Here is a 13927-nt window from a genome sequence, read left to right on the forward strand (position 1 = left end):
GGGTGAATACCTGAGATGGAGTCTGTGGCAGGACGCCGCCGGGCACCACGATCTGAACCCGACAGCCACCCGACAGTAACCTGACAGCCGCATGCCACGGGGTCAGGCGCTGGCAGTTGCGCAGCCGCCGCTGTGCCGCGGGCGCGCTTTCATTCCGCGTAATATCATTATCCAGGCGACAATTATCGCCACCATCAACACCACAAACAGCGACCAGTGTGGCATATGGGTCAGGATTGCGCCGGTCACCATCGGGTTAAAGGCCGCTCCCAGCCAGCCCAGCGACTGGGCAGAAAAGTAGCTGGCTTTCATCCCTGGCGGGGCAATGTTATCAATCAACATGTATTCGCCCGGAGCATAAATAATTTCGCCGAGGGTAAATACTGCGGCAGACAGTCCCCACATCAGTAAGCTGCTGTCGGAGAGCATAAAGCCGCCCAGCCCAAGGATGAAACAGACCGTGCCAAAGGTCATCAGCGGGCGGATGTTTCTGGCGCTGAGCCGCCGACCCACGGCGTACTGCAGGGAGACCACCACCGCGGCGTTCACCGGCAGCACCACCGCAACCACTTTTTCGGCAAAGCTACTATCGGCAACCACCAGCACATACTGGGAAATGCAGGACGCGAAGGAACCGCCTACAAATGAGGCCAGCAGGCCGGAAAAGGTAAACCACAGCAGGGCCCGGTCGCGGAGCAGTACCGACGGTGTCCACTGAACTGCGTTATCCTGGGCCACCGCCGCCGTCGTGCGCTGGACGAAGAGCTGGATAAACACCAGCGGTACCGATGCGCAGGCCGCCGCCAGCCAGAATGGCAAGTTGATGCTGTGCATCACCAGCAGCGTGCCGATGGGTGGCCCGACGGTCCAGCCAATGTTGAGGATCGTATAGTTGAGGGAAAAAATCCGCGCTTTCTTCTCCGGCGACAGCATATCGGCAAACCACGCCTTTAGCACGGTGGAGAAGACGGAATAGGCGCAGTTGATCAGAGCGAAGAAGAACACTACCAGGGTCACGCTATTGACCAGCGGAATGGCGATAAAGCCGCCGATAAAAGCCAGTATCGCAATCAGCATGTAGCGCTTTTTATCAAACTTATCCGCCAGAATGCCAAACCCCATGCTGAACACCACGCCGATCGTCAGGGCGATGGAGAGCGCATAGCCAATGTCATCCACCGCCAGATGGTACTGGCGGGTGAGGAAAATGGTCATAAAGGGGAGCGTGGCGCCACGACCGATGGTCAGCAGCAGCGAGGACGCCAGCAACGCAATGGTCGAGCGCCTGATGGTCGGTATCATTTTTTTGCCTGATAGAATGTTATTTTTATGTTGTACCTTCCAGAAATATCATGCTCTTAATGGCTTGTATAGCCTTGCCAGGTATCAGGAGATGCTTTCCGACCCTGCCAAAAATAATGATCTATCCGTCGGGGCAGTTTTTCGGTACTTTGATTTAGTTCACAAAAATTTACATAACAACAGAGGCAGGGTATGACACGTAAAGACGGGCTGCTGGCACTGCTGGTGGTCGTGGTATGGGGGCTTAATTTCGTCGTGATTAAGCTCGGTCTTCATAATATGCCGCCACTGATGCTGGCCGGGCTGCGGTTTTTACTGGTGGCTTTCCCGGCGCTGCTGTTTGTCGCCCGGCCGAAAATTCCGCTGCGCTTGCTGCTGGGCTATGGGCTGACCATCAGCTTCGGCCAGTTTGCCTTTTTATTCTGCGCCATCTCTTTAGGCATGCCTGCCGGACTGGCGTCGCTGGTCCTGCAGGCGCAGGCGTTCTTCACCATTATTCTCGGCGTCTTTGCCTTTGGCGAACGGCTACAGGGCAAGCAGATGGCGGGGATTGCGCTGGCCATCTTCGGCGTGCTGGTGCTGGTTGAGGCGAGCCTCGGTGGCCAGCATGTGCCGGCGATTGGCTTTATGCTGACCCTGGCCGCCGCCCTGAGCTGGGCCACGGGCAATATCTTTAATAAGAAGATCATGTCCCATGCCGAGAAACCGCAGATTATGTCGCTGGTAGTATGGAGCGCGTTGATTCCGGTCCTGCCGTTTATGCTGGCGTCATGGTTGATTGATGGTCCGCAGGTGATGGCCGACAGCCTGCGCCACCTCGATATGGTTACCGTGTTTTCCCTGCTGTATCTGGCGTTTATTGCCACCATCGTCGGTTACGGTATCTGGGGTTCCCTCCTCGGGCGCTATGAAACCTGGCGCGTGGCGCCGCTGTCGCTGCTGGTGCCGGTGGTGGGGATGGCCAGCGCCGCGCTGCTGCTCGGCGAAACCCTGAACGGGTTGCAGATGCTGGGAGCCGTGTTGATCATGGGCGGGCTGTATATCAACGTGTTTGGTCTGCGGGTTCGTCGGGCTGGCGCGGTGCCGAGATAAGTACACTTTTTAAAAGGATAGAGGCGATGCACGGTTCGCAGGCGGCGTTCAGTCTTGAGGTGTGTGAAAATCCTGATGCGGCGCAGCTGTTGCCCATCGAAAAAGGACTGAATGAATTCAATGATATGATCACCGGAATGGGCGATCGCAAGCCGCTGTCGGTGCTGGTCACCTCAACCCAGACCGGGCAGGTTGTCGGCGGGATGCAGGGGCGTACTTCGCTGGGCCTGCTGTTCATCGATCTGTTCTATCTTCCGCCGGCACTGCGCGGCATGGGCGTCGGCAGCGACATTCTTCAGCGCTTTGAAGAAGAAGGGCGCAAGCGCGGCTGTAGCGCGGGGTTTCTCTATACCATCAGTTTTCAGGCACCTGATTTTTACAAAAAGCACGGCTGGGAAGAGTTTGGACGGATTGACTGTCAACCAGCAGGCACCAGCCGGATTTTTATGAAGAAATCACTGTAAAAGGAATTTCAATGATTACGCTCAGACCGATGCGCGAGGATGAATATCAGGGGTATCTGGATTACTTTATTACTGATTACGCGCGAGAAATTACCGCCAACTACCGACTGTCGGCTGATGAGTCACAGGCCAGAGCAAAGCAGGCTATCGCCGACGATCTTCCTGAGGGCGTCGATACCCCAGGTCAGGTCCTGCTGTGTTTAATGACCCGTCAGGATAGCACCGACAGGTTGGTGGGTTACCTGTGGTACAAACCTGATGCCGCCCGGCGTAGTGTCTTCATCTATGATTTTCACATCTTCAGCACCTGCCAGGGCCTGGGGCTGGGTAAGCTGGCCTTACAGGTGTTTGAGGATGCAATGCGGGAACAGGGATTTGAGCAGATCGGGCTTCGTGTCGCGGGTGACAATGCGCGGGCCCGGCACGTCTATGAGGCCACCGGTTTTTATGTCACCGGCATCAACATGAGCAAACGTCTGCAAGGGTAACCCGTGGTTTTTCCGGCAGGCAAAAAAAAGCCCCGTAAACGGGGCGAAATGCTCGGGTAGTACAATTAGTTATAATAGGGTACGCCTAGTTCATCCGACTTATCGCTACCGGCGGCCATATGATTGAAATCAAACGGCGAGTCGTTGTGTTCGGATGGCATAATCATTGCGTCGTGCTGATTGTGGCGCACCGGCGTGGTGGTTTGCTCCGCGAAGCTCTGGCTGGAGATCAGCGCGAGCAGGACAAAAGCAGCGGAAGCGAATAGTTTCATGATTTCCTCAATACGTCTTTTTGCAGGCGGTTAACAGCAGTTGTTCAGTGGCATCAGATAGCGGGAATCACCCGGTATATTTGTCATGCGATATTTATGCGGCGGAACGTCGAAATAGTTTTTAAAGGTTCTCGTCAGCGTCTGTTGCGATTCGAAACCGTAGCGCTCTGCCAGGTACAGAATCGGCTCGTTGCTCTGCTTGAGTTTTTGCGCGATTTCCGTCAGCTTGCGGCTGCGGATGTACTGGCCTAAGGAGTGACCGGTCTCTTTCTTAAACATTCTTTGCAGGTGCCATTTGGAGTAACCAGAACGCTCGGACACTTTTTCCAGCGACAGGGGCGATTCCAGGTTATCTTCGATCCACGACAAAATACTATGGATAGTGATGGCGTCATTATTGCGTCTGGACATCATCTTACCTCTTCTTATTACGGCAGGACTTTCTTGAGTAGATGCTCAAGGGTAACGATTTCGTCTGCCGACAGATTTTTTGTTAATTCCTGGTGCAACTTCTGACCCACAACCTGATGACATTGCTCACAAAGTGCCGCACCGTCTGATGTCAATTGCACCAGTACGCCGCGTTTGTCAGTGGGGTTGGGTAACCGTTCAATCCAGCCTTTGCAGACCAGGCGATCGAGCATGCGCGTCATTGCGCCAGGATCGACCGAAAGCACGGTTTTCAACTCAACGGGGGTGATGCATACCTCGCAACGAATGGAACAGAGCACCCGGAACTGGGTGGAAGTGATATCCATCGGGGAGAGATACTCGTTGAGCAGGCGATCTTTTTTCTGGTTAACCATTTGAATCAAGCGACCAAGAGGGATCATTTCGTTGAACAGGTCACTGGTGTTTTTCACAATGGTTGCCCAGGCAATTAGTTAGTTGCTGTGGATATTATTGCCCAGGCAATCATAAGTCAACCTGACCGATTGCTGATCACACGATTTGCTAAAGTGAACCGGGCAGGAAGCCGGTGGTGCCTGAGAGGCGGGTGCTGGAGGGACATCGGCGCTGGTATGATATCGCTGACAAAAGTTATACTGCCGCAGCAAAACGGTGATGAACGAAATATTAACGGGGCTTTAATTAATATGATTGAACTTTTTAAAGCGATTGGCCTGGGGCTGGTGGTCATTTTACCGCTGGCCAATCCACTGACGACCGTGGCGCTGTTCCTCGGGCTCGCAGGCAACATGAATAATGAAGAACGTAACAAACAGTCGCTGATGGCTTCGGTGTACGTGTTCATTATTCTGATGGTCGCCTGGTACGCCGGTCAGGTGGTAATGAGCACCTTCGGGATCTATATTCCCGGCCTGCGTATTGCAGGTGGCCTGATCGTCGCTTTTATCGGCTTTCGCATGCTCTTTCCGCAGCAGAAATCGCATGACTCCATGGAAGCCAAGATGAAGTCGGAAGAGCTGAAGGATGAGCCCACCGCGAATATCGCCTTTGTGCCACTGGCGATGCCGAGCACCGCCGGGCCGGGGACGATCGCGATGCTGATCAGCACCGCCTCAACGGTGAAACACGGCGTCGATTTCCCCGACTGGGTCGTACTGGTGGCGCCACCGATCATCTTTGGCCTGGTGGGGATTATTCTGTGGGGCTGTCTGCGTAGCTCCGGGGCGATTATGCGCCTCGTGGGCAAGGGGGGCATTGAAGCGATTTCCCGCCTGATGGGCTTCCTGCTGGTCTGTATGGGCGTGCAGTTTATCATCAACGGCGTGCTGGAGATTATCACCACCTACCACGCCTGATGCAGGCTATGCGCTAAGATCGTAAAAAAGCCCGCGCCGGGAAACCGGGCGGGCTTTTGTTTGCCTGTGCTTATTGAAATGAGCGATCAGGAGTGATGCGGTCGCTCTTCCAGCGACACCGGCCAGCGGCGGAAGATCATCACCGCCCATACCAGCGCCACCAGTGCCGGAATGGCGCCAACGTAGCCGATAGAGGCCATCGACAGATGGGTGCTGACCTGGCTGCCCAGCAGCGCACCAGCACCGATGCCGATATTAAAGATCCCCGAGAACAGCGACATTGCCACGTCGGTGGCATCGGGTGCCAGCGCCAGCACTTTCACCTGCATGCCGAGGCCAATGATCATAATGGCGATGCCCCAGAAGACGCTTAATATCATCAAGTAGTTGGCATTCTGCGAGGCCGGCAGCAGCAGCAGCAGGCTGGCCAGCAGCAGAGCAATAGCGATATTAATCAGGCCTGATGCATGCTGGTTACCCAGCTTGCCAAACAGAATACTGCCGATGATCCCCGCGCCGCCCAGGGTCAGCAGCAGGACGGTGGCAAAATTGCCGCTCAGCCCGGCGACGGTCTGAACAAACGGTTCGATGTAGCTGTAGGCGGTATAGTGTGCGGTGACCACAATCGCGGTCAGCAGATAGATGCTCAGCAGCGCCGGACGGCGGAACAGCAGCGGCAGACTCTTCAGTGAACCGGAATGTTCGCTCGGCAGTTTTGGCAGCAGCTTGAACAGACACACTAAGGTGACCAGCGCCCCCATACCAATGACCAGGAAGGTGGTTCGCCAGCCGAAGTACTGGCCGACAATACGGCCAATCGGAATACCAAAAACCATCGCCAGTGCGGTGCCGGTAGCGATCAGGCTCAGGGCCTGTGCGCGCTTGCCTGGCGGGGCCAGACGAATAGCCAACGCTGAAGTGATCGACCAGAACACCGCATGAGCGAAAGCGATACCGATACGGCTAATCACCAGCACGTTAAAGTTCCAGGCAAAAAACGACAGCACGTGGCTGGCAATAAACAGAATAAACAGGCCAATCAGCAGGCGACGGCGTTCCATCTGGCTGGTCAGCAGCATAAACGGCAGCGACATCAACGCGACGACCCACGCGTAGATGGTCAGCATCATGCCGACCTGTGCGGTCTCCATGCCAAAGCTATCGGCAATATCCGACAGCAGGCCGACCGGCGCGAATTCGGTGGTATTAAAAATAAACGCGGCGATAGCAAGCGTGACGACCCGAAGCCACGCGACCCTGCGTGAAACCGTATTTGTGATCATAAATTCTGAGCTGATAACTGAAGAGGAGAGAGACGTCGATCTTAAAACGAACGGTGGTGAAAATACAATCACTTTGTGATCTGGATCTCATTATTCCATCAGCGGAAATTTCAGCGTTAACAGATTCATTTTTATATAGATCGTGTACATGATTCGCTTTTATGTCATGTTGATGTGATGTAAAAACAGGAAGGATTGTAGGATGAAGGAAATTGATTTTTACCTCGTGGATGCCTTCAGCGACCGCAATTTTGGCGGTAATGCAGCGGCAGTATGTCCACTTACCGAATGGTTACCGGATGATGTACTGCTGAGCATGGCGCAGCAGCATAATCAGTCCGAGACGGCGTTTTTTGTGCGCACCGACGATGGGTATGAACTGCGCTGGTTCACCACCCAGTATGAGATCAACCTCTGCGGTCATGCGACACTGGCCTCCGCGCATATTATTTTCGAATATCTCGATCATCCTTCCGCCACCATTGTGTTCAGCACCCGCTTTGTCGGTGAGCTGCGGGTCACCCGTAACGGTGACTGGCTGACCCTCGATTTCCCGGCCTGGCAGACCACACCGGTGGTGACGCCGCCGCCGGCGCTGTTGTCCGGGCTGGGGCTGAATGAAGCTGTCGAGGTGCGCGAAGGGCGCGACTATCTGGTGATTCTCAAAAACCGCCAGCAGGTGGAAGCCGTGAAACCGGATATGCAGCAGCTTGAACAGCTTGGCAAAATGATTTGTATCAGTGCCGCCGACGATGATGGTGAGTATGACTTTGTTAGTCGTTTCTTCTGCCCGGGTGAATCGGTTGCCGAAGACCCGGTCACCGGCTCCACGCACAGCATGCTGATCCCTTACTGGGGCGAAAAGCTCGCTAAAACGACGATGCACGCCCGTCAGGTATCGGCTCGCGGCGGCGATCTGCGTTGTCAATGGCAGGGCGATCGGGTACTGATCGGCGGCCAGGCAACGACCTACATGAGCGGTACGATCGCCCTGCGCTAAGGAGAAGCCATGAAAGCGATTCCGATGTATCTGGTTTCCGCATTCAGCGATACCCCGTTTTCTGGGAACCCGGCGGCGGTCTGTCTGCTGGAGGAGTGGCTGGCGGATGACGTATTGCTGAAGATGGCGCAGGAGCATAACCAGTCTGAAACCGCCTTTGTGGTACGAGAGGGCGAGACGTTTAGCCTGCGCTGGTTCACTACCCGCAATGAGGTCAATCTGTGCGGTCACGCCACGCTCGCCAGCGCCCACGTCATTTTCCATCATCTGGACTATCCCCAGGCATCGGTGGCGTTCGCAACGGCCTCCGGCCGCCTGACCGTGAGCCGGGAAGGCGACTGGCTGACGCTGGATTTTCCGGCAGGGGCCACCGAAGAACGTGTGCCGCCCGCGGCATTGCTTGCCGGTCTGGGCATCGATAGCTACGTCAGCGCCCGACGTGGCCGGGCATGGCTTATCGAACTGGCGAGTCGTGCCGACGTTGAGGCGGTCCGCCCGGCGATTGCCACGTTGACCCCCATTGAGCATAAAGTGACGATCACCGCCCCTGGCGACGGTGAATATGACTTTGTCAGCCGCTTTTTCTCTCCGGGAGAAGCCGTCTGGGAAGATCCGGTTACCGGCTCTGCCCATACCATGCTGATCCCGTTCTGGAGCGCGAAGCTGGGGAAAACTAGCCTGCTGGCGCGTCAGGTTTCAGCCCGTGGCGGCGATATGCGCTGTGAGCTGAAAGGCGACCGGGTGCTGATGTCCGGGCAGGCGGTGACCTGGCTGCAGGGGAAGATCCTGTTGCGCGACGCCTGAGGCGTCAGACGGGGGATGACCGTTAACCACGCCCGCGATCTGCGGGCGTGTCATTACATCATGTTATGCGGGAAGACGGGCAATGTTGGCCTTAATTACCGCGACCGATTGGGCGAATTTCTCGCTCTCGTCCGGCGCTAACTGCAGCTCAATAATTTGCTGGACGCCGCTCTGCGCCAGCACCGCCGGCACGCCAACCGCCACGTTAGTCTCCCCATACTCACCTTCAAGAATGCACGAAATCGCCAGCGCGCGATGGCTACCGGTAAAGATATTGCGGCAGATCTCGGCGATGGTGCCAGCGACGCCATACTCCGTGCATCCTTTCCCGGCGTAAATTTCGAATCCCAGGGTGCGCACCTGTTCGGCAATCTGCTGACGGTCCAGCTCCTGCCCGGTATGTTTGCGGTAAACATCAGCAATCGGCGAGCCGTAGACCGACGAGTGTGACCACACCGGAAACTGCGTATCGCCGTGCTCGCCAAGAATAAAGGCGTCAATGCTCTGGGCGCCGATATCGAGAGCCTGCGCGAGCACCCGGCGCAAACGGGTCGTATCCAGCCAGACTCCCGTGCCGATCACCTGGCTACGCGGCAGACCGGAGAGTTTCCATACCTGCCAGGTAATAATGTCGCAAGGGTTGGTAGCGACGAGGAAAATACCGTTGAAGCCGTTCGCCATCATCTGCGGCACGATACTGTTGACGATGCTGGCCGTCGCTGTGAGTTCGTCAAGCCGCGTCTGTCCCTGCTTCAGGGCACCGCCGGAGACGGTGATCACCGCGATGTCAACGTCGGCGCAGTCGCTGACGTCACGGGCCGAAATAGTCATCATGCCCGGCATATAGGCTGCGGCATCGCTGAGATCCTGAACCTGTGCCTGCGCCCGGGCGGTATTTAAATCCACGAGGATCAACTCCTCACAGATATTTTGATTTAACAAGGCGTAGGCGGCCGAAGTGCCGACATTGCCGGCGCCAATAATCATCACCTTACGTGCTTTGGTATTCATGGTCCTGTCCCGCTATCAAAGATCTTCCTTCAAAATTACCGCCGCTCAATGGCTTAGCGCAAGAGCAGGGCGGAGGTATAAGTTAACGCTATGAGGGGCAGGTGTACGCGCTGCGCTACAGTGGTCAAAAAAGGAGCTTACCTATGTATACCATCGCCCCCACCACGCTTGCCCACCCCGACCTGACTGCCCTGATCGCCCAACTGGACGCCTATCAGGAATCCCTCTATCCAGCCGAAAGCAACCATCTGGTGGATTTGAGCCAGCTGGCGGCGGAGTCGGTGATTGTGCTGTTAATCCGCGACGCACAACAGCAGGCGGTCGGCTGCGGGGCGATTGTGCTGGATAAGCAGGGCTTTGGTGAAATGAAGCGGGTCTATATCGACCCCAATCATCGCGGACAAATGCTCGGCGAGAGACTGCTGGAGGCGCTGGAAAGCGAAGCCCTGCGGCGGGACTGCCATACCGTGCGTCTGGAGACCGGGATCCATCAGCACGCGGCGGTAAAACTCTATACCCGCAGCGGATATCAAACCCGCTGCGCCTTTGCGCCCTATAAGCCCGACCCGCTCAGCCTGTTTATGGAGAAACTGCTCGTTGCCGATCTTCGTTCAGCAGCGCTATAAACGCCTCCAGCTGGCGGTTTTTGGCACCGCGGCGCCACACCAGCCAGGTCGTTAACCAGCGCCACTCTTCGGCCAACGGCCACGCGGAAACCTGCTGATGACCCGGCATACTTTCGAGCATGCTGCGCGGGATCAGGGCCAGGCCGGCCCCGGCAATCACACAGGCCAGCATGCCGTGATAGGACTCCATTTCGTGGATCCGTCCCGGCGTTGCGCGGTCGGCATGGAACCAGCTTTCGAAATGGCGGCGGTAGGAGCAGTTGGCGCGAAAGGCGTACACCTCGCTGCCGTTAACTTCGCAGGCCCTGGTGACCGGCGCATGGCCCACCGGCGCCACGATCATCATCTCTTCCGGGAACACCGGCAGGCCCTCAAGACCGGGATGCACCAGCGGCCCGTCCACGAATGCCGCACTTAAGGTTCCCTCCAGCACGCCGTCAATCATAGTGCCGGACGGCCCGGTCGAGAGCGCCAGGTGGATTTTGGGATAGCGCTGGTTATACAGCGCCAGCGTCGATGGAATGCGCACCGCCGCGGTGCTCTCCAGCGAGCCCAGCGAAAACAGGCCTTGTGGTTCATCGCCAGCGACCACCATCCGCGCTTCATCAACCAACGCGAGGATCTGCTGGCTATAGCGTAAAAAACTATGCCCGGCGGGCGACAGGCGCAGACGCTGGTTCTCACGAATAAACAGCGCAACGCCGAGGTCGGCCTCCAGCTGACGAATGCGGGTCGTCAGGTTAGAGGGAACCCGGTGCACCTTCTGTGCGGCCTGGGTAATGCTGCCGGTGCTGGCGACGGCGTTAAACATCTCAAGCTGGGTCAGGTCCATAGTGTTCTTCTTTTGTGAATAGGTTACTTAATATTATTCATTTTCAATGAAAGGAAGGGTACGCCAGAATGAGGTTAATTCGCAATCAACAGAGAGAGCAATACGATGACTTTATCGACAACGCACGCGGTTTCCGTCAACCCGACCACGGGAGAAATGGTGTCGTCTCTTCCCTGGGCGACTGAACAACAAGTGGATTCGGCGATTGCGCTGGCTGAGCAGGGCTATCGTCAGTGGCGCACCGTCAGCGTCGCCGAGCGTGCCGATGCACTCCGTCGTGTCGGCAGCGCGCTGCGCGCCCGCGGCGAAGAGATGGCACAGATGATCAGCCTCGAAATGGGCAAGCCGATCGCCCAGGCCCGTGGCGAAGTGACCAAATCCGCCAACCTCTGCGACTGGTACGCTGAACACGGCCCGGCGATGCTGGCGACCGAAGCCACCGCGGTGGAAAACAACAATGCGGTGATTGAATACCGTCCATTGGGGGCGATCCTCGCCATTATGCCGTGGAACTTCCCGCTGTGGCAGGTATTGCGTGGAGCGGTACCGATCCTGCTGGCGGGCAACAGCTACCTGCTGAAACACGCACCGAATGTCATGGGCAGCGCGGCGCTGATTGGCGAAATCTTTGATGCAGCGGGATTGCCGGATGGTGTCTTCGGTTGGGTGAATGCCACCAATGACGGCGTGTCGCAGGCGATTAACGACCCACGTATTGCCGCCGTCACCTTGACCGGGAGCATGCGTGCCGGCAAGGCTATCGGCGCTCAGGCCGGTGCTGCGCTGAAGAAATGCGTGCTCGAACTGGGCGGTTCCGATCCGTTTATCGTTCTCAATGATGCTGACCTTGATGAAGCCGTTAAAGCGGCGGTGATTGGTCGCTATCAAAATAGCGGGCAGGTGTGTGCTGCTTCGAAGCGCTTTATCGTTGAAGCCGGGATTGCCGAGGCCTTTACCAGCCGTTTTGTTGCAGCCGTCGATGCCCTGAAGATGGGGGACCCCCGTGATGAAGCCAACTACATCGGCCCAATGGCGCGCTTCGATCTGCGTGATGAGCTGCATCAGCAGGTGACCGCGACCCTGGCGGAAGGGGCAACCTTGCTGCTGGGCGCAGAGAAAATGGCCGGGGCAGGCAACTACTATGCGCCAACGGTACTGGGTAATGTCACTCCGGAAATGACCGGATTCCGCCAGGAGCTGTTTGGCCCGGTAGCTACCATCAGCGTGGCGCGCGATGCCGATCATGCGCTGGCGCTGGCTAACGATAGCGAATTTGGCCTGTCGGCAACCGTCTATACCGCCAGCGTTGATGAAGCGCAGCGTTTTTCCCGCGAGCTGGAGTGTGGCGGCGTCTTTATTAATGGTTACAGTGCCAGCGATGCCCGCGTCGCGTTTGGCGGCGTGAAAAAGAGTGGCTTTGGTCGCGAACTGTCCCATTTCGGCCTGCATGAGTTCTGTAATGTGCAAACCGTATGGAAAGACCGTCGCTAACCGACGTCACGCCTGACGACCGTCGCCGCACTCTGCTATACTCCCAGCCCGAATTTGACGGCGGGCAAGGAGCCGGGTGTGGCGACGGTCATCAATAATGCAATGCTGGAGACTATTCTGGCAGAAATCAGGCCGCTGATTGGGCGCGGCAAGGTGGCGGATTATATTCCGGCGCTGGCCAGCGTAAGCGGTAATAAACTCGGGGTAGCAATTTGCACGGTAGACGGTCAGCACTATTCTGCCGGCGATGCCTGCGAGCGTTTTTCCATTCAATCTATCTCCAAAGTGCTGAGTCTGGTGGTGGCGATGAACCATTACCCGGAAGACGAAATCTGGCAGCGGGTGGGGAAAGATCCCTCCGGACAACCGTTTAACTCTCTGTTGCAGCTGGAAATTGAGCAAGGCAAACCACGCAATCCCTTTATTAATGCCGGGGCGCTGGTGGTCTGCGATATGCTGCAAAGCCGACTGAGCGCGCCACGCCAGAGAATGCTGGAGATTGTGCGTCGTCTGAGCGGCGTCGGCGATATTGCCTACGACCCGGTGGTCGCGCGCTCAGAGTTTGACCACTCAGCGCGTAATGCCGCGATTGCCTGGCTCATGAAATCGTTTGGCAATTTCCATAATGATGTTGCCACGGTGCTGCACAACTATTTTCATTACTGCTCGCTGGAAATGAGCTGCGTCGAGCTGGCGCGAACCTTTCTGTTTCTCGCGGACCGCGGTGTCGCGCCACATCTCGATACGCCGGTGATAGCCCCGATCCAGTCGCGGCAGGTGAACGCTTTGATGATGACCAGCGGCATGTACCAGAACGCCGGCGAGTTTGCCTGGCGCGTCGGCCTGCCGGCAAAATCAGGCGTCGGCGGGGGGATTGTGGCGATCGTGCCGCAGGAGATGGCGATTGCCGTCTGGAGCCCGGAGCTCGATGACGCCGGTAACTCGCTGACGGGGACAGCGGTGCTGGAGAAACTCACTCACCAGCTGGGGCGGTCGGTATTCTGATGCGCTCAATCGATACGCTTTTTACTCGTCTGCAGGGTTCTGCTTTTCGCTCGCGCTTTCGGCTGGGGATCAAAGAGCGGCAATATTGCCTCGATAAAGGGGCGGAGATAATAGACCAGCATGCGGCCGACTTTATCGCACGTCGCCTGGCTCCGGCTTATATTGCGAATGACGGCAAACAGACCCCCATGCGCGGACATCCGGTGTTTATTGCCCAGCATGCCACCGCGACCTGCTGTCGCGGGTGCCTGGCAAAATGGCACGCCATACCTGCCGGGCGCGAGCTCAGCGCCGAGGAGCAGCGCTATGTGGTGCAGGTTATCCACCACTGGTTAGTGCTACAGATGAATTCCCCACAACGTTAATCACCATCTGCCTATGTTCATTTATCAGGCATGGGTATGCCTGATAAATATTCTCATGCTATGATAATCCGCTAACTAATTATTAACATAATAATTGCCTGAAACAATTAGACGGATAATTACTGA

The 13927-nt window shown here is 56.7% G+C and carries 17 protein-coding genes; 10 read left to right on the forward strand and 7 right to left on the reverse strand.

Annotation, left to right across the window (positions count from 1 at the left end):
- Positions 1 to 102: 102 nt before the first annotated feature.
- The gene (gene ydeE, locus ACMYSP_RS24330; protein ID WP_434584610.1) at positions 103 to 1302 is read right to left on the reverse strand and encodes an efflux MFS transporter YdeE; all 1200 of its coding nucleotides are present in this window, start codon (positions 1300 to 1302) and stop codon (positions 103 to 105) included.
- A 192-nt stretch (positions 1303 to 1494) separates the two neighbouring features.
- On the opposite strand from ydeE, the gene eamA reads away from it, so the two are divergent.
- Genes eamA through ACMYSP_RS24345 form a run of 3 tightly spaced genes read left to right on the forward strand, consistent with a single transcriptional unit; the run spans position 1495 to position 3346 of the window.
- Positions 1495 to 2394 (forward strand): O-acetylserine/cysteine exporter, encoded by a 900-nt coding sequence (gene eamA, locus ACMYSP_RS24335; protein WP_434584612.1) that lies wholly within the window; start codon positions 1495 to 1497, stop codon positions 2392 to 2394.
- A gap of 26 nt (positions 2395 to 2420) precedes the next feature.
- Positions 2421 to 2858, forward strand: coding sequence for a GNAT family N-acetyltransferase (locus tag ACMYSP_RS24340; protein WP_434584613.1), 438 nt, complete (start codon positions 2421 to 2423; stop codon positions 2856 to 2858).
- Positions 2859 to 2869: 11 nt separating this feature from the next.
- The gene (locus tag ACMYSP_RS24345; RefSeq protein ID WP_434584614.1) at positions 2870 to 3346 is read left to right on the forward strand and encodes a GNAT family N-acetyltransferase; all 477 of its coding nucleotides are present in this window, start codon (positions 2870 to 2872) and stop codon (positions 3344 to 3346) included.
- Between the two features lie 65 nt (positions 3347 to 3411).
- Here the strand turns inward: ACMYSP_RS24345 and marB are convergent, their stop codons facing one another.
- The 3 genes from marB to marR are packed head-to-tail and all read right to left on the reverse strand — an operon-like array spanning position 3412 to position 4481.
- A complete protein-coding gene (gene marB, locus ACMYSP_RS24350) occupies positions 3412 to 3618 on the reverse strand; it encodes a multiple antibiotic resistance protein MarB (protein WP_434584615.1) in 207 nt (68 codons plus the stop codon).
- A 30-nt stretch (positions 3619 to 3648) separates the two neighbouring features.
- Complete coding sequence (marA, locus tag ACMYSP_RS24355; RefSeq protein WP_123755483.1) at positions 3649 to 4029, reverse strand: MDR efflux pump AcrAB transcriptional activator MarA; 381 nt, start codon at positions 4027 to 4029, stop codon at positions 3649 to 3651.
- Between the two features lie 17 nt (positions 4030 to 4046).
- Entirely contained in the window at positions 4047 to 4481 is a 435-nt protein-coding gene (marR, locus tag ACMYSP_RS24360; protein WP_123754409.1) for a multiple antibiotic resistance transcriptional regulator MarR, read from the reverse strand.
- 234 nt (positions 4482 to 4715) lie between these two features.
- On the opposite strand from marR, the gene ACMYSP_RS24365 reads away from it, so the two are divergent.
- A complete protein-coding gene (locus ACMYSP_RS24365; RefSeq protein WP_434584617.1) occupies positions 4716 to 5384 on the forward strand; it encodes a MarC family NAAT transporter in 669 nt (222 codons plus the stop codon).
- 86 nt (positions 5385 to 5470) lie between these two features.
- On the opposite strand, the gene ACMYSP_RS24370 is transcribed toward ACMYSP_RS24365, so the two are convergent.
- Entirely contained in the window at positions 5471 to 6667 is a 1197-nt protein-coding gene (locus ACMYSP_RS24370) for a sugar transporter (RefSeq protein WP_434584618.1), read from the reverse strand.
- Positions 6668 to 6869: 202 nt separating this feature from the next.
- Between ACMYSP_RS24370 and ACMYSP_RS24375 the strand changes: the two genes are divergently transcribed.
- Positions 6870 to 7667 carry a PhzF family phenazine biosynthesis protein gene (locus ACMYSP_RS24375; RefSeq protein ID WP_434584619.1) on the forward strand — a complete coding sequence of 266 codons (798 nt, stop codon included), beginning with the start codon at positions 6870 to 6872 and terminating at the stop codon, positions 7665 to 7667.
- Positions 7668 to 7676: 9 nt separating this feature from the next.
- Positions 7677 to 8471 (forward strand): PhzF family phenazine biosynthesis protein, encoded by a 795-nt coding sequence (locus ACMYSP_RS24380; protein ID WP_434584620.1) that lies wholly within the window; start codon positions 7677 to 7679, stop codon positions 8469 to 8471.
- Positions 8472 to 8534: 63 nt separating this feature from the next.
- On the opposite strand, the gene ACMYSP_RS24385 is transcribed toward ACMYSP_RS24380, so the two are convergent.
- A complete protein-coding gene (locus ACMYSP_RS24385) occupies positions 8535 to 9482 on the reverse strand; it encodes an L-lactate dehydrogenase (protein ID WP_434584621.1) in 948 nt (315 codons plus the stop codon).
- 143 nt (positions 9483 to 9625) lie between these two features.
- On the opposite strand from ACMYSP_RS24385, the gene ACMYSP_RS24390 reads away from it, so the two are divergent.
- Entirely contained in the window at positions 9626 to 10108 is a 483-nt protein-coding gene (locus ACMYSP_RS24390; RefSeq protein WP_434584622.1) for a GNAT family N-acetyltransferase, read from the forward strand.
- Here ACMYSP_RS24390 and ptrR read toward each other — a convergent pair.
- Complete coding sequence (gene ptrR, locus ACMYSP_RS24395; protein ID WP_434584623.1) at positions 10062 to 10940, reverse strand: putrescine utilization regulator PtrR; 879 nt, start codon at positions 10938 to 10940, stop codon at positions 10062 to 10064. The genes ACMYSP_RS24390 and ptrR overlap by 47 nt on opposite strands.
- A 105-nt stretch (positions 10941 to 11045) precedes the next feature.
- Here ptrR and sad point away from each other — a divergent pair, with 105 nt between their 5' ends.
- From sad to ACMYSP_RS24410, 3 genes are all read left to right on the forward strand, one after another.
- The gene (gene sad, locus ACMYSP_RS24400) at positions 11046 to 12431 is read left to right on the forward strand and encodes a succinate-semialdehyde dehydrogenase (RefSeq protein ID WP_434584624.1); all 1386 of its coding nucleotides are present in this window, start codon (positions 11046 to 11048) and stop codon (positions 12429 to 12431) included.
- A 102-nt stretch (positions 12432 to 12533) separates the two neighbouring features.
- Positions 12534 to 13436: a glutaminase B gene (gene glsB, locus ACMYSP_RS24405; protein WP_434587301.1), complete on the forward strand. Its 903-nt coding sequence runs from the start codon at positions 12534 to 12536 to the stop codon at positions 13434 to 13436.
- Positions 13436 to 13801: a DUF4186 domain-containing protein gene (locus ACMYSP_RS24410; protein ID WP_434584625.1), complete on the forward strand. Its 366-nt coding sequence runs from the start codon at positions 13436 to 13438 to the stop codon at positions 13799 to 13801. Before glsB ends, ACMYSP_RS24410 begins: the two co-directional genes overlap by 1 nt.
- The last annotated feature ends 126 nt before the right edge of the window (positions 13802 to 13927 follow it).

Origin of the sequence: Klebsiella sp. R390 (assembly GCF_051131745.1) — a bacterium.
Lineage (GTDB): Bacteria > Pseudomonadota > Gammaproteobacteria > Enterobacterales > Enterobacteriaceae > Klebsiella.